Here is a 23866-nt window from a genome sequence, read left to right on the forward strand (position 1 = left end):
GAGCCGCCGCGGCATGACGGGGCGGGAGAGGTGACTTGTGGTGACCTGGAGAGATCTGGTGGTGAACGTCGTGGACGAACGACCGGCGGGACCGAGGGCGGACGCGTGACGGCGGTGTCCGGGCACGGCCCGTGGCCCGGCGGCGCGCGCGACGAGCTCGTGGCGCAGCAGACCGTGCTGGACGACCTGGCCTCCCTGCCCACGGGTGTCGACCCGGTGCCGTTCCTCGCCCAGCTCGCGGGCCGCGGGCCGGGGGCGGACGCCGTCGGGCGGACGGCGGCGCTGCTGGCCGAGATGCCCGTCGAGCTGGGCCCGCACGGCTGGAAGCTCACCGACCACCCGGGCGGCGACCTGCGCCGGGCGGAGTCCCTGCTGCGCGAGGACCTGTCCGCCCTGGCGGTGGCGGCCGTCGGTCACGACGGCCCGCTCGCCGTCGAGCTCACGGGCCCGTGGACCCTGGCCGCCCAGCTGTGGTCGGCGCGCGGCGACCGCGTGCTCGCGGACGTCGGCGCCCGCCGCGACCTGTCGCTCGCACTGGCGGAGGCGGTCCGCCGGCACCTGGCGGACGTGCAGGCGCAGGTGCCCGGCGCGACGCCGGTCGTGCAGCTCACCGAGCCCCTGCTCGGCCAGGTGCACGCGGGCGTGCTGCCCAGCTTCTCCGGGTTCTCCCGCCTGCGGGCGGTGCCCGGGCCCGACGTCGTCGAGGGGCTGCGGCCCGCGATCGACGCGGCGCACGACGCCGGCGCCCGCGTCGTCGTGCACCTCGGCGCCACCTGGGTGGGCGTGCCGCCCGTCGCGCTGGCCGGGGCGGACGCCGTCGGGCTGGACCTCGCCGACATCGGCGGCGCGGGGGAGGCGGCGGGCTGGAACGAGCGCGCCTGGGAGCTGCTCGCCCGCGCCACCGAGCGGGGCATGGGCCTGTGGGCCGGGCTGCCGCCCGCCACGGTCTCGCAGTGCTCGGGTCCGCAGCTCGGGGAGCTGGTGCGCCTGGTCGCCCAGCCGTGGCGCCGCATCGGGCTGCCCGCGGCCGGGCTGGCGGACGTCACGCTGCTCGCCGCGCCGCGCCGCCGTCTCGCGGACGTCGCCACCCACCGCGCGGAGCTGGCCAACCTCGGGCGGGTGGCCGAGGAGCTCGCGGAGCGCGCCGACGCCGGTTGAGCCTGTCGAAACCTCGTTCCTCGGTATCTCGCCGGGTTTCGACAGGCTCAACCAGCGGGAGCGGGGTTTCGAGACGCTCGACGGGCGCCGCGGTCAGTAGGCTGAACCACGGCGTCGGCCCGCAGGGGGACGGTGCCCGTGACCCGACCCCGACCCGCGAAGGACGCCCGTGACCAGCCTCCGAGCCGTGCTGTTCGACCTCGACGGCGTGCTCACCCCGACCGCCGAGGTGCACATGCGGGCGTGGGAGCGCCTGTTCGCGCCGTACTGCGAGGCCCGCGGCCTCGCGCCGTACACGTCCGCGGACTACTTCGCGCACATCGACGGCAAGCCCCGGTACGACGGTGTGGCGACGTTCCTCGCCTCCCGCGGCGTCGAGCTGCCGCGCGGCACCGCCGACGACGCGCCCGGCGAGGACACCGTGTGCGCGCTCGGCAACCGCAAGGACGCCATCGTCAACCGCATGTTCGACGAGGAGGGCATCGCCCCGTACCCGGGCTCGGTGCGCTTCCTCGACGCCGTGACCGCGGCGGGCGCCCAGGTGGCCGTCGTCTCGTCGTCGCGCAACACGCCCGCCGTGCTCGCCGCGGCCGGCCTGACGGACCGGTTCGCCGTCGTGGTGGACGGCAACGTCGCGGCGCGCGAGCACCTGGCCGGCAAGCCGGCGCCCGACACCTACCTGCGGGCCGCCGAGCTGCTCGGCGTGCCCGCCTCCGAGTCCGTCGTGGTCGAGGACGCCCTGTCCGGGGTGCAGGCCGGCGCGGCCGGTCCGTTCGGCCTGGTGCTCGGCGTCGACCGGGGCGTCGGGGCCCAGGCGCTCGCCGCCCACGGCGCCGACCGCGTGGTCGCCGACCTCGGGGAGCTCGACGCGACCGTCCTGGACGCACCCGCCGACCGGCAGGAGGGCCGGGCATGATCCGCCGCACCGCCGACGAGCAGCGCTCCATCGACCGCCTGCGCTTCCCGGCCGAGCCGTGGCGCCTCGTGGAGGCGGAGTTCTCCGCGGAGGACCTCGGCGTCACCGAGTCCCTCTTCGCGGTGGGCAACGGCTACCTCGGGATGCGCGGCAACGTGGAGGAGGGCCGCGAGTCCCACTCGCACGGCACGTTCGTCAACGGCTTCCACGAGACCTGGCCGATCCGGCACGCCGAGGAGGCGTACGGCTTCGCCAAGGTGGGGCAGACCATCGTCAACGCGCCGGACACCAAGGTGATCCGGCTCTACGTGGACGACGAGCCGCTGCTGCTGCCGGTCGCGGACCTGGTCGACTACGAGCGCGCGCTCGACCTGCGCGACGGCGTGCTGCACCGCGAGATCCTGTGGCGCACGCCGTCGGGCAAGCGGGTCAAGGTGAGCTCGCAGCGCATGGTGTCGTTCGTCGAGCGGCACCTGGGCGTCATGACGTTCGAGGTCACGCTGCTGGACGCCGACGGGCCCGTGGCGATCTCCTCGCAGATCCTCAACCGGCAGGACGGGCAGGACGAGTACCACGTGCCCGCCGCGTCGCTGGGGGAGGGCTTCGACCCGCGCAAGGCGGAGGCGTTCGCGGGCCGGGTGCTGCAGCCGCAGACCCGCTGGGGCGACGACGAGCGGCTCGTGCTGTCCTACCGGTGCACCAACTCGGGCATGACGCTCGCCGTCGCGGCCGACCACCACCTCGAGACCGAGGACGAGTGGGACGTGCGCACCCAGGTCGACGACGACCTCGCCAAGCACGTGTTCCGCGTCGACGCCAAGGCCGGGCACACCATCCGCCTGACGAAGGTGGTCACCTACCACACGTCCCGCGGCGTGCCGACGCGCGAGCTCGTCGACCGCTGCCGACGGTCGCTGGACCGCGTGCGCGCGGGGGGCATCGAGGAGCAGTTCGCCCACCAGCGCACGTGGCTGGACGACTTCTGGGCCCGGTCGGACGTCGAGATCGGCGGCCGCCCGGAGATCCAGCAGGCGGTGCGGTGGAACCTCTTCCAGCTGGCGCAGGCCACCGCGCGGGCCGAGGGCTCCGGGGTCCCCGCCAAGGGGCTCACGGGCAGCGGTTACTCGGGGCACTACTTCTGGGACACCGAGATCTACGTGCTCCCGTTCCTCACCTACACGAGCCCGCGGTACGCCCGCAACGCCCTGCGGTTCCGCTACCAGATGCTCGACGCCGCGCGGCGACGGGCCCAGGAGCTGTCGCAGAAGGGCGCCCTCTTCCCGTGGCGCACCATCAACGGCGAGGAGGCGTCGGCGTACTACGCGGCGGGCACGGCGCAGTATCACATCGACGCCGACATCTGCTTCGCGCTGGTGCAGTACGTGCGGGCCACCGGCGACAGGGACTTCCTGCGCCGCGAGGCCGTGGACGTCCTCGTCGAGACGGCCCGCATGTGGGAGGACCTCGGGTTCTGGCGCGCCAACGGCGACGACAACTTCCACATCCACGGCGTCACCGGCCCCGACGAGTACACCACCGTCGTGAACGACAACCTGTTCACCAACGTCATGGCGCGGTTCAACCTGCGCGCCGCGGCGTTCGTCGTGGAGACGATGCGCGAGGAGTTCCCGGACGACTACGCGCGCCTCGCCGACCGCCTGTCGCTCGGCGTGCACGAGACGACCGAGTGGACGCGGGCCGCGGACCACATGTCCATCCCGTACGCCGAGAGCATCGGGATCCACCCCCAGGACTCGCACTTCCTGGAGCGGGAGATCTGGGACCTGGCGGCGACGCCGGTGACCAAGCGGCCGCTGCTGCTGCACTTCCACCCGCTGGTCATCTACCGGTACCAGGTGCTCAAGCAGGCCGACGTCGTGCTCGCGCTGTTCCTGCAGGGGCAGCACTTCACGCCCGAGGAGAAGCTCGCCGACTTCGAGTACTACGACCCGCTGACCACGGGGGACTCGACCCTCTCCGGCGTCGTGCAGTCGATCATCGCCGCCGAGGTGGGTTACCACGAGCTCGCGCTCGAGTACTTCGTGTCGTCGCTGCTCGTGGACCTGGCGAACCTGCACGACAACGCGGCCGACGGCGTGCACGTCGCGTCCGCGGGGGGCACCTGGTCGGCGCTCGCCTTCGGCTTCGGGGGCATGCGCGACCACGACGGCGTGCTGTCCTTCGACCCGCGGCTGCCGCAGGGCTGGGAGTCGCTGACCTTCCGCGTCGCGTGGCAGGGATCGCGCCTGCGCGTCACCGTGCGCCCCGACGAGCTCGAGCTCGCGGCCGAGACGGGCGAGGGCGCGAAGGTCCTCGTGCGCGGCGAGCAGGTGACGGTCACCGCGGACGAGCCCGTCGTCGTCGCCCTCGACGGCCAGGGCCCGGTGCGTCCCGGCCGCCCCAGCCTGCGGGCACTGTCCGGCAACCGGCGCGAGGACGGCACCCTCATCACCGCGACGGTGCCGCACTCCTGACGCGCGACCGACCCGCGGCCGGGCGCGTCGAGATCCGACGAGCCCGGCCGCTCTTGTCTTCCCGAGGTCTGTCCGTTAGCGTCGTCGGCCATGCGCATCGATGCGCATCGATGACGTTCCGCGACGAGGAGGGCGACATGCCGAAGGGCCCCACGAGCGCCGACGTCGCGCGCGAGGCCGGGGTGTCGCAGTCGACGGTCTCCTACGTCATGTCCGGCAAGCGGCCCATCTCGCCGGAGACGCGGCGGCGGGTGCAGGAGGCCATCGACCGCCTGACCTACGAGCCGCACGCGGGGGCGCGGGCGCTGGCCGGCCACAGGACCAGCACCATCGCGGTCGTCGTGCCGGTGCGGCCGGAGTCCGGCGCGCAGCGGCTCATGATGTTCGTCGAGGAGATCGTGCTGGCCGCGCGCCGCCGCGACCACGACGTCCTGCTCGTCACCGCCGACGAGGGGCCCGCCGGCCTGCGGCGCGTCGCGGGGCGCTCCCTGTGCGACGCGGTCGTCGTGATGGAGGTCGGGACCGAGGACGAGCGCGTCGCGGTGGCTCGCGAGCTGGCGCTGCCCGTCGTCTTCATCGGCATCCCCGGGGACAGCGCGGGCCTCGACTGCCTCGACTTCGACTTCGAGGGTGCGGGGCGCCTGCTCGTGGCCGAGCTGGCGGACCTGGGCCACCGGAGCGTGGACGTGCTCGGCTGGGCGCCCGACGCCGTCGCGCAGGGCATCAACTACGTGCCGCGGTTCGAGCGCGGCGCCCGGGCGGCCGCCGCGCAGCGCGGCGTCGAGCTGCGGTGGCACCGGCCCGCGGGCGAGGCGGACGTGCACCGGGCGGTCGACGGCGCCCTGGCGTCCGGCGACGTGCCCGGGCTCGTGCTCGCCGCCGCCATCCCCGAGACGCTGCGCGCCCTCACCGACCGCGGGTCGCGGCCGGGCCGGGACGCCGACGTCGTCGGGCTGGCCACCGACGCGGAGGCCGAGTCGTACGGGCTGACTGCCGCCTCGACGCAGCCGCGGGACGTCTCGCGACGCGTGATGGAGCGCGTCTTCGCGCTGATCGACGGCGACGTCGCGCCCGGGCGGGGTGCGGAGCTGGTGCCCGCGGTGCTCGCCCGCCGCGGGTCGACGAGCCCCGCCGGACACCCCGGATCGCCCCGGTGGCGGCCCCGCCGCGAGGGGCCGACACCGCAGCAGCACCCGAACCGATGACGAGGAAGGTGGAGCAGGCACATGGAACATCGATGCGCATCGACGACCCGGGAGGGGCCGACGCCGGCCTGGCGCGACCGCCCGGTCTCCCGGCGGGCGGTGACGGCGGCCGGGCTGGTCGCGCCGCTCGCGGCCCTGCTGGCCGGGTGCGGGTCCGCCGGGTCGGGCGACGCCGGCCCGGGGACGCTGCGGGTGCTCGACACCTACACCAACGACCCGGACCACGGGATCATCGGCAGCGCGCTCGACGCGGCGGCGCAGAAGGTCGGCGTGACGCTGGAGCGGGTCTCCGTCGCGGGGGACTCGCTGATCCAGCGCGTGCTGCAGCAGGGCTCGTCCGGCACGCTCCCGGACCTCCTCATGCTCGACAACCCCGACCTGCAGCAGATCGCCTCGACCACCGCGCTGCGGCCGTTCGACGCGCTCGGCGTGCCCACCGACGGGTACACCGAGGGCGTCACCGCCGCCGGCACCTACCGAGGGCGCGTGTACGGCCTCGCGCCGACGGTCAACACCATCGCCCTCTTCTACGACGTCGCCGCGCTCGAGGAGGCGGGCCTGGAGCCGCCGACGACCTGGGACGCCCTGCGCGACGCGGCGGCGGCGCTGACCAGGGACGGTCGCTACGGGATCGCCTTCTGCGGGAACGCCACGTACGAGGGCACGTGGCAGTACCTGCCGTTCTTCTGGTCGAACGGTGCCGACGAGCGCCGCATCGCGTCGCCCGAGGCGGCCGGCGCCCTCGACCTCCTCGCGGACCTGGTCCGCCAGGGGCACGCGTCGACCTCGGTGCTGAACTGGAGCCAGGCGGACGTCAAGGACCAGTTCGTGGCCGGGCGCGCGGCGATGATGGTCAACGGGCCCTGGCAGATCCCGGAGCTGTCCGGGGTCGACGGGCTGGAGTACGACGTCGTCACCCTCCCGACCCGGGACCCGGCCACGCAGACGGCCGTCGCACCGCTCGGGGGCGAGGTGTGGACCGTCCCGGCCACCGGCGACCGTGCCAAGGAGCGGCTCGCCGCCCGGGTCCTCACCGAGTTCCTCGCGGACGAGAGCCTGCTCTCCATGGCGGAGCAGCGCTACACGGTGCCGGCCAGGCCGGCCCTCACCGGCGCGTTCCTCGAGGCGCGGCCGGAGATGGCGGCCTTCGCCGACCTGATCCGCGACGCGCGCGCCCGGACGGCCCAGCTCGGGCCCGACTGGCCGACCACCGCCACCGCCCTGTACACGGCGGTCCAGCTCGCGCTGTCCGGCCAGGGGTCGGCGGCCGACGCGCTCCGGGAAGCGGGTGCGTACGTATGACCGCCACGCTCTCGGCCGCGGGTCCGCGCACCCGCCCGGCGTCCTCGGTCACGCCCCGCCGTCGTCCCGGCGCCGCCCGGGCCCGGCAGCGCCGCCGGGTCGCGGCGCTGTTCCTCGGGCCCGCCGTCGTCTACCTGCTCCTGTTCTACGGGTACCCCGTGGTGCAGAACGTCGTCATGGGCTTCCAGCACTACACGATCTCGACGTTCTTCACCGGTGCGGCGCCCTGGGCGGGGCTCGACAACTACCGGGAGGTGGTGGGCAGCCCGCTGTTCCGCACGGCGCTGCTCAACACGGCCCTGTTCACGGTGGGCTCCATCGCCGGGCAGTTCGTCCTCGGGCTGGGGGTCGCGCTGTTCTTCCGCCGCCGGTTCCCGCTCTCCGGCTTCCTCCGGTCGCTGATCCTGCTGCCCTGGCTCATCCCGCTCATCGCGGCGAGCGCCGTCTGGAAGTGGCTCCTCGACACCGAGTCCGGGGCGATCAACCGGGTGCTCGTGGGCACCGGGCTCGTCGACACCGGGGTGCCGTGGCTGAGCAGCACGTCCCTCGCGCTGGTCACCGTGATCGCCGTCAACGTCTGGATCGGGATCCCGTTCAACGCCGTCATCCTGCACGGCGGCCTGCAGGGCATCCCGGACGAGCTCTACGAGGCGGGCGCGCTGGACGGCGCCACCGGCCGGCGGGCGTTCCGGCACATCACCTGGCCCATGCTGCGCCCGGTGGTGACCGTGGTGCTGGTGCTCGGCGTCGTGTACACGCTCAAGGTGCTCGACATCATCCTCGGGCTCACCGGCGGCGGCCCCGCCAACGCGACGCAGACCCTGGCCACGCAGTCCTACCAGCTCTCGTTCGCCACCTTCGACTTCGGCCAGGGGGCCGCGGTGAGCAACATCCTCATCGTGATCTCGCTGGTGTTCGCCGCCGTCTATCTGCGCCTCAACCGGCGCGCCGTGGATGAGTGAGGCCCATGACCACCGTCCGACACCCCTGGCTCCACACCGCGGCGGGAGTCCTCGTCGTCGCCGTCCTGCTGTTTCCCGTCTACTGGATGGTGAACGCGTCGCTGCAGCCGAACGGCGCCACCGTCGACACGTCGTGGCTGCCGCTCGACCCCGACCTCAGCGGCTACCGCACGGCGCTCGCGGACCAGGGCGGCAATCTCGTCACGAGCCTCGTCGTCGCGCTCGGCAGCGTCGTGCTGAGCCTGGCGATCGCGGTCCCCGCCGCCTACGCGCTGGCCCAGTTCCGGCTCCGCTGGGCGGGCCTGGTGCTGTTCGGCATCCTCATCAGCCAGATGATCCCCGGCATCGTCATCGCGAACGCGCTCTACGGGGCGTACGCCGACCTCGGGCTGCTGAACACGGTGCCGGGGCTGATCCTCGCCGACTCGACCGCGGGGATCCCGTTCGCGATCCTCATCTGCCGCGCGTTCATGCAGTCGCTGCCGCCGGCCGTGGTCGAGGCGGCCCTGGTCGACGGCGCGGGGCCGGTCCGCGCGTTCGTGTCCGTCGTGCTGCCGATCAGCCGCAACGCGCTCATCACCGCCGCGCTGTTCACGTTCCTGTTCACGTGGAGCGACTTCCTGTTCGCGCTGACGCTGACCACCACCGAGGACGTCCGGCCGGTCACGCTCGGCATCTACACCTACCTCGGCGCGTACGTGAACGACTGGAGCGCGGTGATGGCCACCGCCGTGCTCGCCTCCCTGCCCGCGATCGTGCTCCTGGTGATCGCCCAGAAGTACGTGGCGGCCGGAGCCACCGGCGGGGCGGTCAAGTGACGGCCCGCCCGACCTCCCGCGAGACCCGAGAACCCCGAAGAGAAGGAGACATCATGACCGCACCGATCCGCGTCACCGTCTGGGGCGAGAACCGCCACGAGCAGCTCGAGCCGGAGGTCGCCGCCCGCTACCCCGACGGCATGCACGGGGCCGTGGCGCAGGGCATCGAGGCCCACCTCGGCGCCGGCGTGCGCGTGCGCACGGCCACCCTCGACGACCCGGAGCACGGGCTCACCGAGGAGGTCCTGCGCGACACCGACGTGCTCACCTGGTGGGGGCACGCCGCGCACGGCGAGGTCTCCGACGAGGTCGTCGAGCGGGTGCACCGGCACGTCCTGGAGGGGATGGGGCTGATCGTCCTGCACTCCGGGCACTGGTCGAAGATCTTCATGAAGCTCATGGGCACCACCTGCACCCTGCGCTGGCGCGCCGAGCACGACCGCGAGCTCGTGTGGACCGTCGACCCGACGCACCCCATCGCGCAGGGCGTGCCGCACCCGATGATCATCGAGGAGGACGAGATGTACGGGGAGTTCTTCGACGTCCCCGCCCCCGACGAGACCGTCTTCCTCAGCACGTTCTCGGGCGGCGAGGTGTTCCGCTCCGGCATCACCTACCGGCGCGGCTACGGGAAGATCTTCTACTTCCGCCCGGGCGACCAGGAGTACCCGACCTACTTCCACGACGGCGTCCGCAGGGTGATCGCCAACGCCGTCGAGTGGGCCGTGACCGTGCGCCCCGAGCGCAGCACGCCCACGCTGCTGCGGTACGAGACCGAGGACTTCTACCGCGGGCGGGGCTACGAGGGCGCGCTGAGCGCCGAGGCCGAGGCGGCGGCCGCGGAGGCGGGGCTGTGAGCACCCCGCTCGTCCTGGTCGGCGCCGGCGGCATGGGCCGGGCGTGGCTCGGGGCGATCCGGGCGGAGCCGGGCGCCGAGCTGGCCGGCGTGGTCGACCTCGACGTCGACGCGGCCCGCCGGGCGCTCGCCGACGCCGGGGCGCCGGACGTCCCGGTGGGCACGGACGCCGTCGCCCTGGCGCGGGAGACCGGGGCGCGGGCCGTCGTCGACGTCACGGTCCCCGCCGCGCACCACCCGGTGACGACGGCGGCCCTGGTCGCCGGCCTGCCGGTGCTGGGGGAGAAGCCGGCCGCGGCGACCGTCGCCGAGGCGCTGTCCCTCGTGGCGGCCGCGGAGGTGACCGGGCAGCTCTTCATGGTCAGCCAGTCGCGCCGCTACAACCGGCAGCTCGAAGCGTTCCGCGGGCAGGTCCGGACGCTGGGCCGGCCCGGCGTGCTCACCACGGAGTTCTTCAAGGCCCCGCGCTTCGGCGGCTTCCGCGAGGCCATGGCGCACCCGCTGCTGGTGGACATGGCCATCCACCCGTTCGACACCGCCCGGTACCTGCTCGACGCCGAGCCGGTCGCGGTCTACTGCGAGTCGTTCAACCCGGCGTGGAGCTGGTACGCCGGCGCCGCCGCCGCGAGCGCCGTCTTCGAGATGACCGGCGGCGTCCGGTACGCCTACACGGGCAGCTGGTGCAGCCCGGGGCGGGAGACGTCGTGGAACGGGTCGTGGCGGCTGTCGGGCGAGCTCGGCACGGCGGCGTGGGACGGGGACCACGACCCGGTGGTCGAGCACGCCTCCCCGCCCGCGGCGGCGGGGGACGTCGCGGACCCGGGGGACGGGATCGCGGGGGCCCTCGCGGCCTTCCTCGCGGCCCTCGACGGCGGGCCGGTGCCGCGCGGCGAGGTCCACGAGAACGTGCTGAGCCTCGCGATGGTCGAGGCGGCCGTCGCGTCGGCGACGGCGGGGGAGCGGGTGCTCGTCGACGACGTCCTCGAGCGCGCCCACGCCGAGGCCCTGGCGACGGAGACCCGCGAGGACGTGCGCGCGCGGCTCGCGTCGTGGACCTCGGTCCGTGCCGCCCTCGACCAGGTGCACCGCGGGGCGCCGGCGGCCTGAGCGTGCCCGGCCCGGCGGTCGCCGCCGCCGGGCCGGCGCGTCAGGCGAGGCGCTCGTGCAGGAACGTCCACGCGAGCGCCGACATGTGCGCGGCCTGCGCGTTGTTGGCGGCGCCGCCGTGGCCGCCCTCGACGTTCTCGTAGTACGTGACGTCGTGCCCGGCGGCCCCGCCCGCGGCCAGCATCAGCGCCGCCATCTTGCGCGCGTGGCCCGGGTGCACGCGGTCGTCCTTCGTCGACGTCGTGAACAGGACCGGCGGGTAGGCGCGGTCGGCGTCGAGCAGGTGGTACGGCGAGAAGGTGCGGACGAACTCCCAGTCCTCGGTGTCCGGGTCGCCGTACTCGGCCGTCCACGACGCGCCCGCGAGCAGGTGCGAGTACCGCTTCATGTCCAGCAGGGGCACCTGCACCACGACCGCGCCGAACAGGTCGGGGTACTGCGTGAGCATGTTCCCCGCCAGCAGGCCGCCGTTCGAGCCGCCCTGGGCGCCGAGGTGCGCGGGCGTCGTGATGCCGCGGGCCACGAGGTCGCGCGCGACGGCGGCGAAGTCCTCGTAGGCCTTGTGCCGCTTCTCGCGGAGCGCGGCCTGGTGCCACGCGGGGCCGTACTCGCCGCCCCCGCGGATGTTCGCCACGACGTACACGCCGCCGCGCGCGAGCCACGCCCGCCCCACGGTGCCCGAGTAGCCCGGCAGCAGCGGGATCTCGAAGCCCCCGTACCCGTACAGCAGCGTGGGCGCCGTGCCCGGCACTTGGCCGGTCGAGCCGGTGCCGGTCGGCCGCACCAGGTCCTCCCGCCCGACGACGAAGTACGGCACGCGGGTGCCGTCGTCGGACACCGCGAAGTGCTGGTCGGCGACCATGCCGGCCGCGTCGAAGTACGCCGGCGCGGCCTTCAGCGGCTCGGGCTCGCCCGGCTCCGCGCCGGGGCCCGGCACCGTCGCGAGCGCCAGGGTGGACGGCGTGAGGTAGCCGGTGGTCGTCACCCAGACGTCGTCGCTGTCCAGCGGGTCGACGGCGCGCACGCCGACGGTCAGCAGGCCGCCGCCGAGCGGCAGCTCGGAGCGGGTCCAGGGCGCGCCGGGGGCGGCGTCGGCGGGCGGGGTGAGCACGTGCAGCGCGTTCTTCACGTCGTCGAGCACGTTGACGACCAGGTGGTGGCGCGTCCACGAGGCGCCGACCAGCGACGTCGACGGCGTGGGCTCGAACAGGACGGTGAACCGCCGGTCCCCGAAGAGGAACGCCTGCAGCGGGGCGGCGAGCAGGGACCCCGCCGGGTAGGTGGTGTCGTCGAGGGACCAGTCGTCCCGCAGCTCGACGAGCAGCCACTCGCGGTGGAGGCCGACCTCGGCCGACTCGGGCACCTCGATCTTGACCAGCCGCTGCACGGGCGTGCCCGGCTGGTCGACGAGGAACGTCTCGGACCGGTAGAAGGCGATGGAACGGGTCACGACGTCGCGCTCGAACCCCGGCGTGCGGGACCGGCGGGCCGAGATGTACAGGTCGTCCGCGGCCCCCTCGAAGACGAGGGTGGAGTCCTCGATCGGCGTGCCGCGGCGCCACCTGCGGACGGTCCGCGGGTAGCCCGAGGTCGTGGTCGTACCGGGGCCGAGGTCGGTGAAGACGTACACCGTGTCCTCGTCCATCCAGGCGAGCCCGCCCTTGGCGCCCACCTGCCCGTCCTGGCGGGCGGTGTCGCGCTCGAAGCCGCCGTCGGAGGCCGGGACGAAGCGCTTCTCGACCAGGTCGAACTCGCGGGTGACGTCGGCGTCGGAGCCGCCGGGGGAGAGATCCACCAGCGCGCGGCGCCAGGGCTCGCCCGCCGCGAGCTGCTCGGGCGTCGGCCGCAGCAGCGACGCGCCGTGCCACACCCAGCTCTTGCCCTCGGCCGCGGCGAGGGCGTCGAGGTCGAGCACCGTCTCCCAGTCGGGGTGGTCGGTGCGGTAGGAGCCGAGGGTGGTGCGCCGCCACAGGCCGCGCTCGTGCTCCGCGTCGCGCCAGAAGTTGTACAGGTGGTCGCCGATGCGCGAGACGTCGGGGATGCGCTCGTCGGAGTCGAGCACCTCGCGCACCGCGGCCTGGGTCTCCGCGAAGCCGGGGGCGGCGCCGAGGGTCGCGTGCGCGTGCTCGTTGCGCTCGCGCACCCAGGCCAGCGCCTCGCCGCCCTCGACCTCCTCGAGCCACGCGAACGGGTCCGGCTGGGCCGGGTCGAGCGGGGTCGGCGGGGCGGCGGGCAGGGAGGTGTCGACGTGCTCGGCGGTCATGCTCGGCACCATAGCCGCCGGGCGCGCCGAGAGGCGGCGGTGCCTTTCACCCCGGGGGTGCCCGTGGTAGAAACTCCTGGTCAGGGCATTGATCCCGCTATGGACGTTCCAGGGGTTTCGCGGAGAACGCCGCTTTCGCGCGGGCACGCGCACGGCGCCGTCGGACCCGACCCTTCCACCCACGGGGGTGCGGTGAGCACGACGACCTCTGCCGGCTCGCGCGCGACGGCGCGCGTCGCTGCCCGGCTTCCTGCCCAGCTCTGCGCGGTCGCTGCCGCCCTGGGCGTCGCGGCGGTGGCCGTGCTCGACGACCGCCTCTCCCGCGCGGGGGCCGGGGCGCTGGCCGGCGCGGCCGTGCTCCTCGTCGTCGTCGCGGCCGCGCTGCTGTCGCGCGCCGCCGCGCGGGCCGACGCCGAGAGCGCCGCCCTGCGCGCCGAGCGCGACGTGCTGGCGTCCGACCTCGCGACCGCCGCCGGCGCGCTGGACGACGCGACGGCCGAGCTCGCCCGCACGCGCGAGGCCCGCGACGACCAGCGCGCCGCCGTGGAGACCGCCGTCGTGGCCCTGGGCCGCAAGGTGCAGGCGTCGGCGCACCGCATCCAGGAGGAGGCGGCCCGCATGGTCCAGCGCCACGCGGCGGACCCCGACGTGCTGCAGACGTCCATGCGGATCGACCACGCCGCCGCCCAGCACGCGCGCCAGGCGCAGAACCTCGTCGCGCTCTGCGGCCGGCGGCCGGGCCAGACGTGGGACGACCCGCTCGCCCTGCCCGACGTCGTGCGGGCGGCCGCCGGGCGCATCACGGCGTTCCAGCGCGTCGAGGTGTCCGGCGACCCCGGGCTGGCGGTGGTCGGCCGCGCCGTCGAGCCGGTCGTGCACGTCCTCGCCGAGCTGCTCGCCAACGCCACGCAGTGCTCGCCCCCGAGCACCCAGGTGCTCGTCACGGTCCGGCAGGTGCAGCGTGGCGCCGTCGTCGAGATCGACGACTGCGGCGTGGGGATGGTCGCCCGCGAGCTGGACCGGGTGCGCGCCGTCGCGTCCGGCGCGCAGCCGGTCGGGATCGCCGACCTCGGCGAAGTGCCGCAGACCGGGCTCGCGGTCGTCGGGTCGTACGCCCGAGCGCTGGACCTGCGGGTCGACCTCATGGAGTCCGTGTACGGCGGTCTGCGTGCCGTCGTCATGGTGCCCGCCGACCTCGTCACCGCGGCCGCCGCCGCGGCTCCCGCCCTCGCCCCGAGCGTGGAGGAGGCCTCGCCCCCGGGCGCCGCCGCGCTGGCCGGCCCGTCCGGGACGCCGGCGCGGCCCGCGGAGCCCGTCCCGCCGCAGGCCGGCCCGGCCGGCGCGCCGGCGCTGCCGCAGCGGCGCTCACGCCGGGGCTCCGGCGGCCCGGCGACCGGCAGCCAGCGGGTCGTGCCCGCCGACGCCCCGGCGCAGACCGCCGAGGAGGCCGGCGCATGGATCGGTGCGTTCTTCGCCGCCGACCGCGCGACCCTCGACAGCGCCCTCGACGGCACCGTCCCGACGGGCAGCACCGCGACCACCGACCACCACAGCCAGCCGTCCGCCGTGCCGGACGGGACCTCGGAGGACTCATGACGACCCAGACCACCGACGAGACGTCACCTGCGGCACCGTCCGCGGCGTCGCCCGCGACGCAGGCCGCGCCGCCGCACCCGGACAGCTGGATGCTCGACCTGGTCGCCGGGGTGCGCGGGGTGCGGCACGTCGTCGTGCTCAGCTCGGACGGGCTGGTCAAGGTCCGCACGGACGACACGCCGCCGGACACCGCCGACAAGGTCGCGGCGGCGTGCGCCGGTCTCGTCGCGCTCGGCATGAGCATGGGGCGGGAGTTCGGCGCCGGCGACGCGCTGCGCCAGGTGCTGGTGGAGTTCGACGGCGGGTTCCTCTTCGTGCGTGGCGCGGGAGACGGCTCGCGGCTGGCGGTCGTGACGGACGCGGCCGTCGACCCGGGTCTCGTGGCCCAGCAGATGCAGGCGCAGGTGCTGATGATCGGCGAGCGGGCGCTCGGCACGGACGTCCTGCGCCCGGCGGCCGGGCCGGCGTCCGCCGAGCGAGGGACGCGATGACCGACGCGCCCGGGGGCGGCTACCGCGACCACCCGGTGCGCTCGTACGTCCTCACGGGCGGCCGCGCGCACCCCAGCCGCAACACGTTGCGGCCCGAGACGCTGCTGTGCGCGGTGGACGACGGCCGCGAGCTGCCCGTCGGCGCGGGCCGGCACGAGCGCGCCCTGCTCGAGACGTGCCGCGGCACGCTCGCCCTGGCGGAGCTCGCCGCGTACCTGCACCTGCCCACGAGCCTGGTCGCCGTGCTGGCCTCCGACCTGCTGGACGCGGGCTACCTGGCGATCCGGTCGGCCGCGCCCCACGACCTGCCGGGGGTCGACCTGCTGGAGGAGGTCCTCGATGGTCTCCGCCGGTTCTGAGGCGCCACCCGTCGACCCGGCCGCCCTGCACCTCGCGCCCACGGTCGAGCGGTCGGTCAAGGTGCTCGTGGTCGGCGCGTACGGCGTCGGCAAGACGACGCTCATCGGCGCGGTGAGCGAGATCCCCGTGCTCAGCACGGAGGAGACGATCACGGCGGCCAGCGTCGGCGTCGACCCGCGGCTGGGGGAGAAGTCCACGACGACGGTCGCGATGGACTTCGGCCGGGTCACGGTGGGCGGCACCACGGCCCTGTACCTGTTCGGCACGCCCGGGCAGAAGCGCTTCTGGGACCTGTGGGCCGGGCTGGCGGACGGCGCCGTGGGCGCGCTCGTCGTCGTGGACACGCGCCGCCTGGAGGACAGCTTCGAGGTGCTCGACCAGCTCGAGGAGCACACGGCGCTGCCGGTCGCCGTCGTCGTGAACGAGTTCCCGGACGCGCCGCGGCACCCGACCGAGGCCGTGCGCGCCGCGCTCGACCTGCCGGAGGACACGCCCGTGGTCACGGGCGACCTGCGCGAGCGCCGGCAGGCGGTGGAGGCGCTCCAGGCGCTCGTCGCGCACGCCGTGCGCCTCGCCCGCCGGGGCGCGGCCGCATGAGCCTCACCGGGGCGGTGCGCGTGGTGCGCCTGGAGGACGTGGCGGACCGGCCGCTGCTCGCCGACCTGGCGGGCGCCGCCGACCCGGCCGCGCACTACGAGGCGCTGCGGTCGCGGTGGGGCGCCCTCGCCCCGGTCGACCTGGAGCCGGGAGTGCCGGCGTGGCTCGCGCTGGGCCATGCGGAGGTCTCCGCCGTCCTGCGCAACGAGGCGATGTTCTCGCGCGACTCGCGGCACTGGCGGTACGCGGCGGAGCGGCTGGTCGGACGGCGCTCGGCGACGCGGGCGGTGCTCGAGCAGCACGACAGCGCGCACGACCGCGACGGCGCGGAGCACCGGCGGCTGCGCACGCCCCTGGCCGACGCGCTCGACGCCGTCGAGGACAAGCGCGTGCGGCGCACGACGGAGGTCGCGTGCGCCTCCGTGCTGGACCGGCTGGCCGCGCGCGGCACGGCCGACATGGTCGCCGAGTACGCCGTCGACGTCCCGGTGCGGGTGCTGGCCGACCTGCTCGGCATGACCCTCGCGGACGCGCGCCGGATGCACGAGCTCACCGTCGCCCGGCGCTCGGGCACCGACGACGCGTACCCGGCCGCCGTCGAGGCGGAGGACCTGCTCGCGGGCTTCGTCGCCGCCCGGCGCGCCGAGCCGAGCGACGACCTCACGTCCGCGCTGCTCGCGCACCCGGCCCACGCGAACGACCTCGAGGTGATGGGCGCCGTGGACCTCGTGTTCGCCACGGCGCACGACGCGGAGATCGCGTGGATCGCCACCGCGCTGCAGCGGCTGCTCGCCGACCCGGGGTTCGCCGCCCGGCTGCACGGCGGCCGGCTCGCGCTCGACGACGCCCTCGACGAGGTGGCGCGCGACGCACCCCCGCTGCCGCACCTGCGGCCCCGCTACGCCCTCGCGGACGGGGAGCTGGGCGGGCAGGCGATCGCGGCCGGCGACGCCGTGGTGCCGGCCGTGGCGGCGGCCAACGCCGACGGCGCCGTCCGCGCAGCGGATCCCTGGGAACAGGTGGACGCCCGCTTCCACCTCACGTGGGGGACGGGCGCGCACGCGTGCCCGGCGCACCGCACGGCGCCGCTGATCACCCGGACCGTCGTCGGGCACTTCCTCGCCCGCGTGGCCGACATCGAGCTGACGGTCGCGCCGGCGGACGTCGCGCCCGTGCGCTCGGCGTGGGTGCGCTACCCGCGCGAGCTCCCCGTCCGCTTCAGGTGACCCGCTTCAGGTGACCGCCGTTCCGGTGACGATCGGCGCCGTCAGCCGATCCGCTCGCGCAGCCGGTGGGGCAGGTGCCGGTACGCCCGGGGGTCCACCGGCAGCAGCCACTGGCCCGCGCGGGTGGCCGCGGGCAGGCGCAGGTCGAGGTCGTCCAGCAGCTCGTCGATCTGGTGCAGCGAGAACGGGATGACGTTGGTGCCGCGGGCGTGCTTGCCCTCGGTGCGCTTCTCCATCCAGTCGACGCGGCTCGCGACGTGCTCGCGGCGCTCCTCGAGCGACGGCAGGTCCAGCGCACCGGCGAGGTGGGCGGCGGTCCACAGCGCGGCGACCTCGGCCGACAGCGGGCTGAACAGCGACGAGTTGTACCCGGCGAACGTCAGGTGCGGCACGTCGTGCGGCAGCACCTGCCGGTAGAGCTGGAAGTTGCCGCGGTCGTCGAGCAGGCGCGCCTGCAGGTCGTCGTCGAGGAAGGGCACGCGCTGGTGGAACCCGGTGCCGCACACGACGAGGTCGGCGCGGACGGTGGTGCCGTCGTCGAGCACGGCCACCGGGGCGCCGTCGTCGTCGACGGCGAGGCGCTCGATCTCGGCCTCGCGGTGCACGTCGATCTTTCCCTCGGACACCTGCTCGAAGAAGCCGTCGGTGGCGAGCGACACCGTGGAGCGGGCGATGTCGGCGAACTCGCCGCGCGGCACGAGGCCGAGCCTGTCCAGGTGGAACTGCCTGACGGAGACCGAGCCGACGCTCGAGAGCATCGACTTCCGCACGCCGTCGCCGGGGCCGTGCAGGAACCGCTCCATGCCGCCGCCCAGGGTCTCGTAGCGGAACAGCCCCTCGCCCATCCGCGTGAGCAGCAGGTACTTGTAGTTGAGCGCGTTGCCGAGCCGCTTGGGCAGCTTCCACAGCAGGTGCCGCGCGACGACCTGCGTGCCGGCCGCGACCGGGGCGACCTCGGCGGCGACGTCGCACGCGGACTTGCCGTACCCCACGACGACGACGTGCTTGCCGCGCGCCTCCTCGAGCGACGTGAGCTGGCTGGCCGCGACGACCTTGCCGCCCGCCCGCAGGAGCTGCGCCAGCCCCTCGAAGCGGGGGATCACCGGGTCGGAGAAGATGCCGTTGGCGACGACGACGTGGTCGAAGGGCTCGGGGTCGCCCACGGGCTCGCCCGCGCGGCGCGAGGTGACGAGCCAGCCGTCCTCGGCGGGCGTCAGCTCGGCGCGGACGACCTCGGTCGAGAGCCGGAGCGAGCCGCGCAGGCCGTGGAGGTCCACGTACCGCTCGAGGTACGCCTGCACCTGCTCGCCGCTGGGCCACTCGGGGTAGTCCTTCGGCATGGGCAGGTCCGAGAAGGCGTACGAGCCCTTGTTGTTCTGGGTGGTCAGGCCCGAGTAGCGACGGCTCGCGCTCCACACGCCGCCCACGTCGGGGGTCTTGTCGAGCACGGTGACGTCGTGCCCGAACTCGCGGAGCACCTTGGCGCTGGCCAGGCCGGCGAAGCCGGCGCCGACGACGGCGATCTTCATGAGCGTCCTTGCGGTCGGTCGAGAGGGGCCAAATCGCCAGAATCGTAGCGGTTCGGACACGTCGCGCGACAGGGCCTCCACGGGCCGGACGACGGACGCGTCCGGCGTGCCCGGTGTCGGGGGCACGCGGCAAGATGGGCCCGTGACGGACACGGAGAACACCAGCCTCGACACAGGGATCGACTCAGGGCCCGGACCCGAGAACGACCCCGTGCTCGACGAGGCCGCGGCCCAGCGTCGCTGGGCCGAGCTGGTCGCCCTCGTCGAGGAGGACCAGCGCGCCTACTACGAGGACGACGCCCCCCGGGTGTCCGACGCCGAGTACGACGCGCGGATGCACGAGCTGGCGGCGATCGAGGCCGCGCACCCGGCGTTGCAGACGCCCGAGTCGCCCACGCAGCGCGTGGGCGGGGCCGCGGCCGCCGGGTTCGCGACGGTCGAGCACGTCGAGCGCATGCTGAGCCTCGACAACGTCTTCTCCGTCGACGAGCTGCGGGCGTGGGACGCCCGCGTGGCCCGCGACCTGGGGGCGGAGCACGTCGGCTACCTGTCCGAGGTGAAGATCGACGGCCTCGCGATCGCGCTCCTGTACGAGAAGGGCCGCCTGGTGCGGGCCGCGACGCGCGGCGACGGGCGCACCGGCGAGGACGTCACGCAGAACGCGCTGCGCATCGCCGACATCCCGCGCCGGCTGGCGGGCGACGGCCACCCCGACCTCGTCGAGATCCGTGGCGAGGTCTTCATCCCCGTCGCCTCGTTCGAGCGGCTGAACGACCTGCAGGCGCAGCTGCGCGAGCGCGTCGTGGCCGAGGCCCGCGAGCGGCACGACGGCCGGGCGTCGGCCGCCCGCCCGTTCGACGAGGAGCGCGCCCGCGTCGCCGCGCTGCGGCGCTTCCCGCAGTTCGCCAACCCGCGCAACGCGGCGGCGGGCGGGCTGCGGCAGCTGCTCGACAAGAAGGAGGGCATGGAGCTCGAGGCCGGCGTCGCCCGCGTGGAGTCGCTGCGCCTGTACGTGCACGGGGTCGGCGCGCTGCAGTGGACGGCGGGCGAGCACACCGAGCTGGCCCGGCAGTCGGAGGCGTACGAGCACTTCGCGCGCTGGGGGCTGCCCGTCTCGCCGCACAACCGTGTCGTCGAGGGCATCGACGGCGTTGTCGCGATGATCGAGTGGTTCGGCGCCCACCGGCACGACATCGAGCACGAGCTGGACGGCATCGTCGTCAAGGTCGACGCCCTGGACGACCAGCGCCGCCTCGGCGCCACGAGCCGCGCGCCCCGCTGGGCGATCGCCTACAAGTACCCGCCCGAGGAGGTCACGACCCGCCTCGTGGCGATCCAGGTGGGCGTCGGCCGCACCGGCCGCGCCACCCCGTACGCCGTCATGGAGCCGGTCCTCGTGGCGGGCTCCACGGTGCGGCAGGCCACGCTGCACAACCAGGACGTGGTGAAGGCCAAGGGCGTGCGCATCGGCGACATGGTCGTGCTGCGCAAGGCCGGCGACGTCATCCCCGAGATCCTCGGCCCGGTCACCGCGCTGGCCGACGACGGCTACCCGCGCGAGGACTTCGTCATGCCGGCCGAGTGCCCCGAGTGCGGCACCCCCTTGCGGGCGATGAAGGAGGGCGACGTCGACCTGCGCTGCCCCAACGCCGAGTCCTGCCCGGCACAGGTGCGCGGCCGGGTGGAGCACATCGGCTCGCGCGGCGGGCTGGACGTCGAGGTGCTCGGCGAGGTGACCGCCTCCGCGCTCACCCAGCCCGAGGTGCCCGAGGTGCCGCCGCTGCGCACCGAGGCGGGGCTGTTCGACCTCACGCTCGAGCAGCTGCTGCCCATCGAGGTCGTGGTGCGCGACGCCGAGACCGGCCTGCCCAGGATGGACGACGACGGCGTGGCCCGGCGCCGCACGCCGTTCCGCAAGAAGGTGACGGCCACGAAGGCCCGTCGGGCCGAGGCGGAGGCGGCCGGGGAGGCGCTGCCCGAGTTCGAGCCGACGGCCGCGGCCACCAAGCTCCTGGAGGAGCTCGAGCTCGCCAAGACCAAGGACCTCTGGCGCATCCTCGTGAGCCTCAACATCCGCCACGTCGGCCCGGTCGCCGCGCGGGCGCTCGCGGGTTGGTTCGGCTCGCTCGACGCGATCCGGGCGGCGTCCCGCGAGGAGCTCGCCGCCGTCGAGGGCGTCGGCCCGATCATCGCCGACGCGCTGCTGGCCTGGTTCGACGTCGAGTGGCACCGCGAGATCGTGGACCGCTGGCAAGCCGCCGGCGTGCGCACCTGGATCCCCGACCACCCCGGTCCCGAGGCGATGGCCGCCGAGGCGGACAAGGGCCCGACCGGGCCGCTGGCGGGGCTCACCGTCGTGGTCACGGGCTCGCTCGAGGGCTACAGCCGCGACGGAGCCAAGGAGGCCGTCCTCGCGGCCGGCGGCAAGGCGGCCGGCTCGGTCTCGAAGAAGACCGACTACGTCGTCGTGGGCGAGAACGCCGGGTCGAAGGCGGCGAAGGCCGAGGAGCTCGGCCTGCCGATCCTCGACGAGGCGGCGTTCACCCGCCTGCTCGAGGGCGGCCCGGCGGCGCTGGGCGACGGCACGGACGAGCCCGAGGCCGACTGAAGCTCGCGACTACGATGCGCGGGTGCCGGATTCGCTGACCTCGACCCTGACCCTCCGCGGCGCCCACCTCGTGGGCTCCGTGAACCTGTCGACCGCGCGCGACACGCTGCGCACCGTCGCGACCCGGCTCGGCGACCACGCCCGCCGCATCCCGGACGGCGAGGTGGGCGAGCGGTTCCACTGGATCCTGTTCCAGGGCTCGCGGTTCGAGGCGGTCGAGGGCTTGTCACGGGTCGGCGACGAGCCGGTCGTGGTGGCCGGCTTCGACGTGCGGCCGCACGTGCTCGACGGCTCGGTGCCGGCGGGAGAGCTGCGGTTCGGCCCGCTGGGCTACGCGGAGGCGGCGGCCGCGTCGTACGCGGACTTCGTCGCGCTGCGCGCCGAGGGCGTGATCGCGCCGGGCACCCGGTTCCAGGTCGGCATCCCGTCGCCGCTCGCGGCGGTGACGACGTTCGTCGCGGCGCCCGACCGCGCGGCGGTGTACCCGGCGTACGAGGCGGCGGTGCTGCGCGAGCTCGACGCGATCCTCGCCACCGTCCCCGCCGCCGATCTCGCCGTCCAGGTGGAGCTCGCGACGGACTTCGCGTTCCTCGAGGGGGCGAACCTCGGCGGCGGCGCGGCGCGCGCCTGGTTCGACCGAGACGCGGGCGGTGACGAGGACGTCGTCGCCGGCTGTGCGCGCCGTGCGGCCCGCGTCGCCGCGCACGTCCCCGAGGGGGCCGAGCTCGGCTTCCACCTCTGCTACGGCGACGTGGCGGAGAAGCACTTCGTGGAGCCGGCGGACACCCGGCACCTGGTGGAGATGGCGAACGCCCTGGTCGCGGCCGTCCCGCGCCCGATCACCTGGGTGCACCTGCCGGTGCCGATCGACCGGGACGACGTCCCGTACGTCGCGCCGCTCGCGGGGCTGGGGCTCGACGAGGCCACCGAGCTCTACCTCGGCCTCCTGCACCACGAGGACGGCGTCGAGGGCGCCGAGCGGCGGCTGGGCGCGGCCGCGCAGGTGCTGGGCGACCGCGTCGTCGGCGTCGCGACCGAGTGCGGCTTCGGCCGCGGCCCGAGCGACCGGACCGCGGCGCTCCTGGACCTGCACGTCGCGGTCCTCGGGGCCTGACGGGAGAAGGGGAGCTGTGCCCGGCGCGGCCGTCAGGCCGTGAGGGCGTCCACGGCCCCGGGCGACAGGGCGTGGTCGGCGGCCATGGCGGCGGCGCCGAGCACCCCGGCCTGCGCGCCGGTGCGGGCGACGGCGATGCGCAGGTGCTGGGTGGCCAGCGGCAGCGACCGTCGGTAGACGACCTCCCGGATCCCGGCGAGCAGGTGCTCGCCCGCCTCGGCGAGGATGCCGCCCAGCACGATGACGGACGGGTTGAGCAGGCTGACGGTGGCCGCGAGGACGCTGCCGATCTCGCGGCCCGCCTGGCGCACGGCGCGGCCGGCGGTGACGTCGCCGCCACGGACCAGCGCGACGACGTCCGCGGGGCCGGACACGTCGAGGCCCTCGGCCCGCAGCCGCACGGCAAGGGCCTGCGCGCTCGCGATCGCCTCGAGGCAGCCGACGTTGCCGCAGCGGCACACGACGTCCTCCGCCCCGGGCACGGCGACGTGCCCGACGTCGCCCGCCGCGCCCTGCGCGCCCCGCCGCAGCGCGCCGTCGGCGATGATGCCCGCGCCGATGCCGGTGGCGACCTTGACGAGGATGAGGTCGGAGACGTCGGGCCACGCGATGCGGTGCTCGCCGAGCGCCATGATGTTGACGTCGTTGTCGACGAGCGCGGGCGCGTCGAAGTGGCCGCGGAGGATCCCGGGCACGTCGGCGTCGTCCCAGCCCGGCATGATCGGGGGGTTGTTCGGGTGACCGGTGGCGTGCTCGACCGGTCCCGGCAGGCCGACGCCCACGCCGGCGAGGTCGCCGAGCGAGCGGCCCGCGGTCTCGAGCAGCTTGCGCCCCGCGTCCGCGACCCAGTCGAGCACGGGCTGGGGCCCGTCGGCGATGGCGAGGGGCGCGTCGAGCTCGGCGAGCACGGTGGACGCCAGGTCGGTGACCGCGAGCCGGGCGTGGGTGGCGCCGAGGTCCACGCCCAGCACCACCTGCGACGACGGGTTGAAGGCGAACGTGACGGGCGGGCGACCGCCGGTCGAGGTGGCCTCCCCGGCGGGGGCGATGAGCCCGGCGGCCATGAGCGCGTCGATCCGCCCGGCGACGGTGGACCGGGCCTGGCCGGTGAGGGTCGCCAGCTCGGCGCGGGTGCGGGCCCGCCCGTCGCGCAGGAGCTGGAACATCTCGCCGGCCCCGGGCGTGCGGGGACCGGCCGGTGCACCTTCCGTCATGGGCCTAGTGAATCACGGCCGGTTCACCCGCACCTTTTGCTTGACGGCCGACAGAAGCGGCCCTAGGTTC

19 protein-coding genes are annotated in these 23866 nt (G+C 75.1%); 16 read left to right on the forward strand and 3 right to left on the reverse strand.

The window, feature by feature from the left end; all coding sequences use genetic code 11:
• The first annotated feature begins 105 nt into the window (after nt 1-105).
• The 9 genes from AAG589_RS14695 to AAG589_RS14735 all read left to right on the forward strand — a co-directional run bounded on the left by AAG589_RS14695 (nt 106) and on the right by AAG589_RS14735 (nt 10798).
• Nucleotides 106-1158, forward strand: coding sequence for a hypothetical protein (locus tag AAG589_RS14695; protein WP_430567977.1), 1053 nt, complete (start codon nt 106-108; stop codon nt 1156-1158).
• Between the two features lie 169 nt (nt 1159-1327).
• Nucleotides 1328-2074 carry an HAD family hydrolase gene (locus AAG589_RS14700; RefSeq protein ID WP_430567978.1) on the forward strand — a complete coding sequence of 249 codons (747 nt, stop codon included), beginning with the start codon at nt 1328-1330 and terminating at the stop codon, nt 2072-2074.
• The gene (locus AAG589_RS14705; RefSeq protein ID WP_430567979.1) at nt 2071-4548 is read left to right on the forward strand and encodes a glycoside hydrolase family 65 protein; all 2478 of its coding nucleotides are present in this window, start codon (nt 2071-2073) and stop codon (nt 4546-4548) included. The genes AAG589_RS14700 and AAG589_RS14705 overlap by 4 nt, the downstream gene beginning before the upstream one ends.
• A gap of 110 nt (nt 4549-4658) precedes the next feature.
• On the forward strand, nt 4659-5753 hold the full coding sequence (locus tag AAG589_RS14710; RefSeq protein WP_430567980.1) for a LacI family DNA-binding transcriptional regulator: 1095 nt from the start codon (nt 4659-4661) through the stop codon (nt 5751-5753).
• A gap of 21 nt (nt 5754-5774) precedes the next feature.
• Entirely contained in the window at nt 5775-7055 is a 1281-nt protein-coding gene (locus tag AAG589_RS14715; protein ID WP_430567981.1) for a sugar ABC transporter substrate-binding protein, read from the forward strand.
• Nucleotides 7052-8017: a carbohydrate ABC transporter permease gene (locus AAG589_RS14720; protein ID WP_430567982.1), complete on the forward strand. Its 966-nt coding sequence runs from the start codon at nt 7052-7054 to the stop codon at nt 8015-8017. Before AAG589_RS14715 ends, AAG589_RS14720 begins: the two co-directional genes overlap by 4 nt.
• 5 nt (nt 8018-8022) lie before the next feature.
• Complete coding sequence (locus AAG589_RS14725) at nt 8023-8835, forward strand: carbohydrate ABC transporter permease (protein WP_430567983.1); 813 nt, start codon at nt 8023-8025, stop codon at nt 8833-8835.
• Nucleotides 8836-8888: 53 nt separating this feature from the next.
• Nucleotides 8889-9692, forward strand: coding sequence for a ThuA domain-containing protein (locus tag AAG589_RS14730; protein WP_430567984.1), 804 nt, complete (start codon nt 8889-8891; stop codon nt 9690-9692).
• Between the two features lie 32 nt (nt 9693-9724).
• Entirely contained in the window at nt 9725-10798 is a 1074-nt protein-coding gene (locus tag AAG589_RS14735) for a Gfo/Idh/MocA family protein (RefSeq protein ID WP_446719748.1), read from the forward strand.
• Between the two features lie 40 nt (nt 10799-10838).
• Here the strand turns inward: AAG589_RS14735 and AAG589_RS14740 are convergent, their stop codons facing one another.
• Nucleotides 10839-13061, reverse strand: a complete 2223-nt coding sequence (locus AAG589_RS14740; protein ID WP_430567986.1) for a prolyl oligopeptidase family serine peptidase — start codon at nt 13059-13061, stop codon at nt 10839-10841.
• 192 nt (nt 13062-13253) lie between these two features.
• On the opposite strand from AAG589_RS14740, the gene AAG589_RS14745 reads away from it, so the two are divergent.
• Genes AAG589_RS14745 through AAG589_RS14765 form a run of 5 tightly spaced genes read left to right on the forward strand, consistent with a single transcriptional unit; the run spans nt 13254 to nt 17331 of the window.
• Nucleotides 13254-14657, forward strand: a complete 1404-nt coding sequence (locus AAG589_RS14745) for an ATP-binding protein (protein ID WP_430567987.1) — start codon at nt 13254-13256, stop codon at nt 14655-14657.
• Entirely contained in the window at nt 14654-15148 is a 495-nt protein-coding gene (locus tag AAG589_RS14750; protein WP_430567988.1) for a roadblock/LC7 domain-containing protein, read from the forward strand. The genes AAG589_RS14745 and AAG589_RS14750 overlap by 4 nt, the downstream gene beginning before the upstream one ends.
• Nucleotides 15145-15507, forward strand: coding sequence for a DUF742 domain-containing protein (locus AAG589_RS14755; RefSeq protein ID WP_430567989.1), 363 nt, complete (start codon nt 15145-15147; stop codon nt 15505-15507). Before AAG589_RS14750 ends, AAG589_RS14755 begins: the two co-directional genes overlap by 4 nt.
• On the forward strand, nt 15488-16105 hold the full coding sequence (locus AAG589_RS14760) for a GTP-binding protein (RefSeq protein WP_430567990.1): 618 nt from the start codon (nt 15488-15490) through the stop codon (nt 16103-16105). Before AAG589_RS14755 ends, AAG589_RS14760 begins: the two co-directional genes overlap by 20 nt.
• A complete protein-coding gene (locus AAG589_RS14765) occupies nt 16102-17331 on the forward strand; it encodes a hypothetical protein (protein ID WP_430567991.1) in 1230 nt (409 codons plus the stop codon). The genes AAG589_RS14760 and AAG589_RS14765 overlap by 4 nt, the downstream gene beginning before the upstream one ends.
• A gap of 41 nt (nt 17332-17372) precedes the next feature.
• Here AAG589_RS14765 and AAG589_RS14770 read toward each other — a convergent pair whose 3' ends face one another.
• Nucleotides 17373-18860, reverse strand: coding sequence for a flavin-containing monooxygenase (locus tag AAG589_RS14770; protein ID WP_430567992.1), 1488 nt, complete (start codon nt 18858-18860; stop codon nt 17373-17375).
• Between the two features lie 178 nt (nt 18861-19038).
• Between AAG589_RS14770 and ligA the strand changes: the two genes are divergently transcribed.
• Both ligA and AAG589_RS14780 read left to right on the forward strand, forming a co-directional pair.
• Complete coding sequence (gene ligA / locus AAG589_RS14775; protein ID WP_430568046.1) at nt 19039-21468, forward strand: NAD-dependent DNA ligase LigA; 2430 nt, start codon at nt 19039-19041, stop codon at nt 21466-21468.
• Between the two features lie 22 nt (nt 21469-21490).
• Nucleotides 21491-22582 carry a hypothetical protein gene (locus AAG589_RS14780; RefSeq protein ID WP_430567993.1) on the forward strand — a complete coding sequence of 364 codons (1092 nt, stop codon included), beginning with the start codon at nt 21491-21493 and terminating at the stop codon, nt 22580-22582.
• A gap of 32 nt (nt 22583-22614) precedes the next feature.
• Here AAG589_RS14780 and AAG589_RS14785 read toward each other — a convergent pair whose 3' ends face one another.
• Nucleotides 22615-23796, reverse strand: a complete 1182-nt coding sequence (locus AAG589_RS14785; RefSeq protein ID WP_430567994.1) for an ROK family transcriptional regulator — start codon at nt 23794-23796, stop codon at nt 22615-22617.
• Between the last annotated feature and the right edge of the window lie 70 nt (nt 23797-23866).

The organism is Isoptericola sp. F-RaC21, from assembly GCF_038593535.1.
Taxonomy (GTDB): domain Bacteria; phylum Actinomycetota; class Actinomycetes; order Actinomycetales; family Cellulomonadaceae; genus Isoptericola.

Excerpts from the sequence above, each read along its gene's own strand:
- AAG589_RS14705 (WP_430567979.1), top strand. The coding sequence starts at position 2,071 with ATGATCCGCCGCACCGCCGACGAGCAGCGCTCCATCGACCGCCTGCGC.
- AAG589_RS14710 (WP_430567980.1), top strand. The coding sequence starts at position 4,659 with ATGACGTTCCGCGACGAGGAGGGCGACATGCCGAAGGGCCCCACGAGC.
- AAG589_RS14715 (WP_430567981.1), top strand. The coding sequence starts at position 5,775 with ATGGAACATCGATGCGCATCGACGACCCGGGAGGGGCCGACGCCGGCC.
- AAG589_RS14720 (WP_430567982.1), top strand. The coding sequence starts at position 7,052 with ATGACCGCCACGCTCTCGGCCGCGGGTCCGCGCACCCGCCCGGCGTCC.
- AAG589_RS14725 (WP_430567983.1), top strand. The coding sequence starts at position 8,023 with ATGACCACCGTCCGACACCCCTGGCTCCACACCGCGGCGGGAGTCCTC.
- AAG589_RS14730 (WP_430567984.1), top strand. The coding sequence starts at position 8,889 with ATGACCGCACCGATCCGCGTCACCGTCTGGGGCGAGAACCGCCACGAG.
- AAG589_RS14735 (WP_446719748.1), top strand. The coding sequence starts at position 9,725 with ATGGGCCGGGCGTGGCTCGGGGCGATCCGGGCGGAGCCGGGCGCCGAG.
- AAG589_RS14740 (WP_430567986.1), bottom strand. The coding sequence starts at position 13,061 with ATGACCGCCGAGCACGTCGACACCTCCCTGCCCGCCGCCCCGCCGACC.
- AAG589_RS14750 (WP_430567988.1), top strand. The coding sequence starts at position 14,654 with ATGACGACCCAGACCACCGACGAGACGTCACCTGCGGCACCGTCCGCG.
- AAG589_RS14755 (WP_430567989.1), top strand. The coding sequence starts at position 15,145 with ATGACCGACGCGCCCGGGGGCGGCTACCGCGACCACCCGGTGCGCTCG.
- AAG589_RS14760 (WP_430567990.1), top strand. The coding sequence starts at position 15,488 with ATGGTCTCCGCCGGTTCTGAGGCGCCACCCGTCGACCCGGCCGCCCTG.
- AAG589_RS14765 (WP_430567991.1), top strand. The coding sequence starts at position 16,102 with ATGAGCCTCACCGGGGCGGTGCGCGTGGTGCGCCTGGAGGACGTGGCG.
- AAG589_RS14770 (WP_430567992.1), bottom strand. The coding sequence starts at position 18,860 with ATGAAGATCGCCGTCGTCGGCGCCGGCTTCGCCGGCCTGGCCAGCGCC.
- AAG589_RS14785 (WP_430567994.1), bottom strand. The coding sequence starts at position 23,796 with ATGACGGAAGGTGCACCGGCCGGTCCCCGCACGCCCGGGGCCGGCGAG.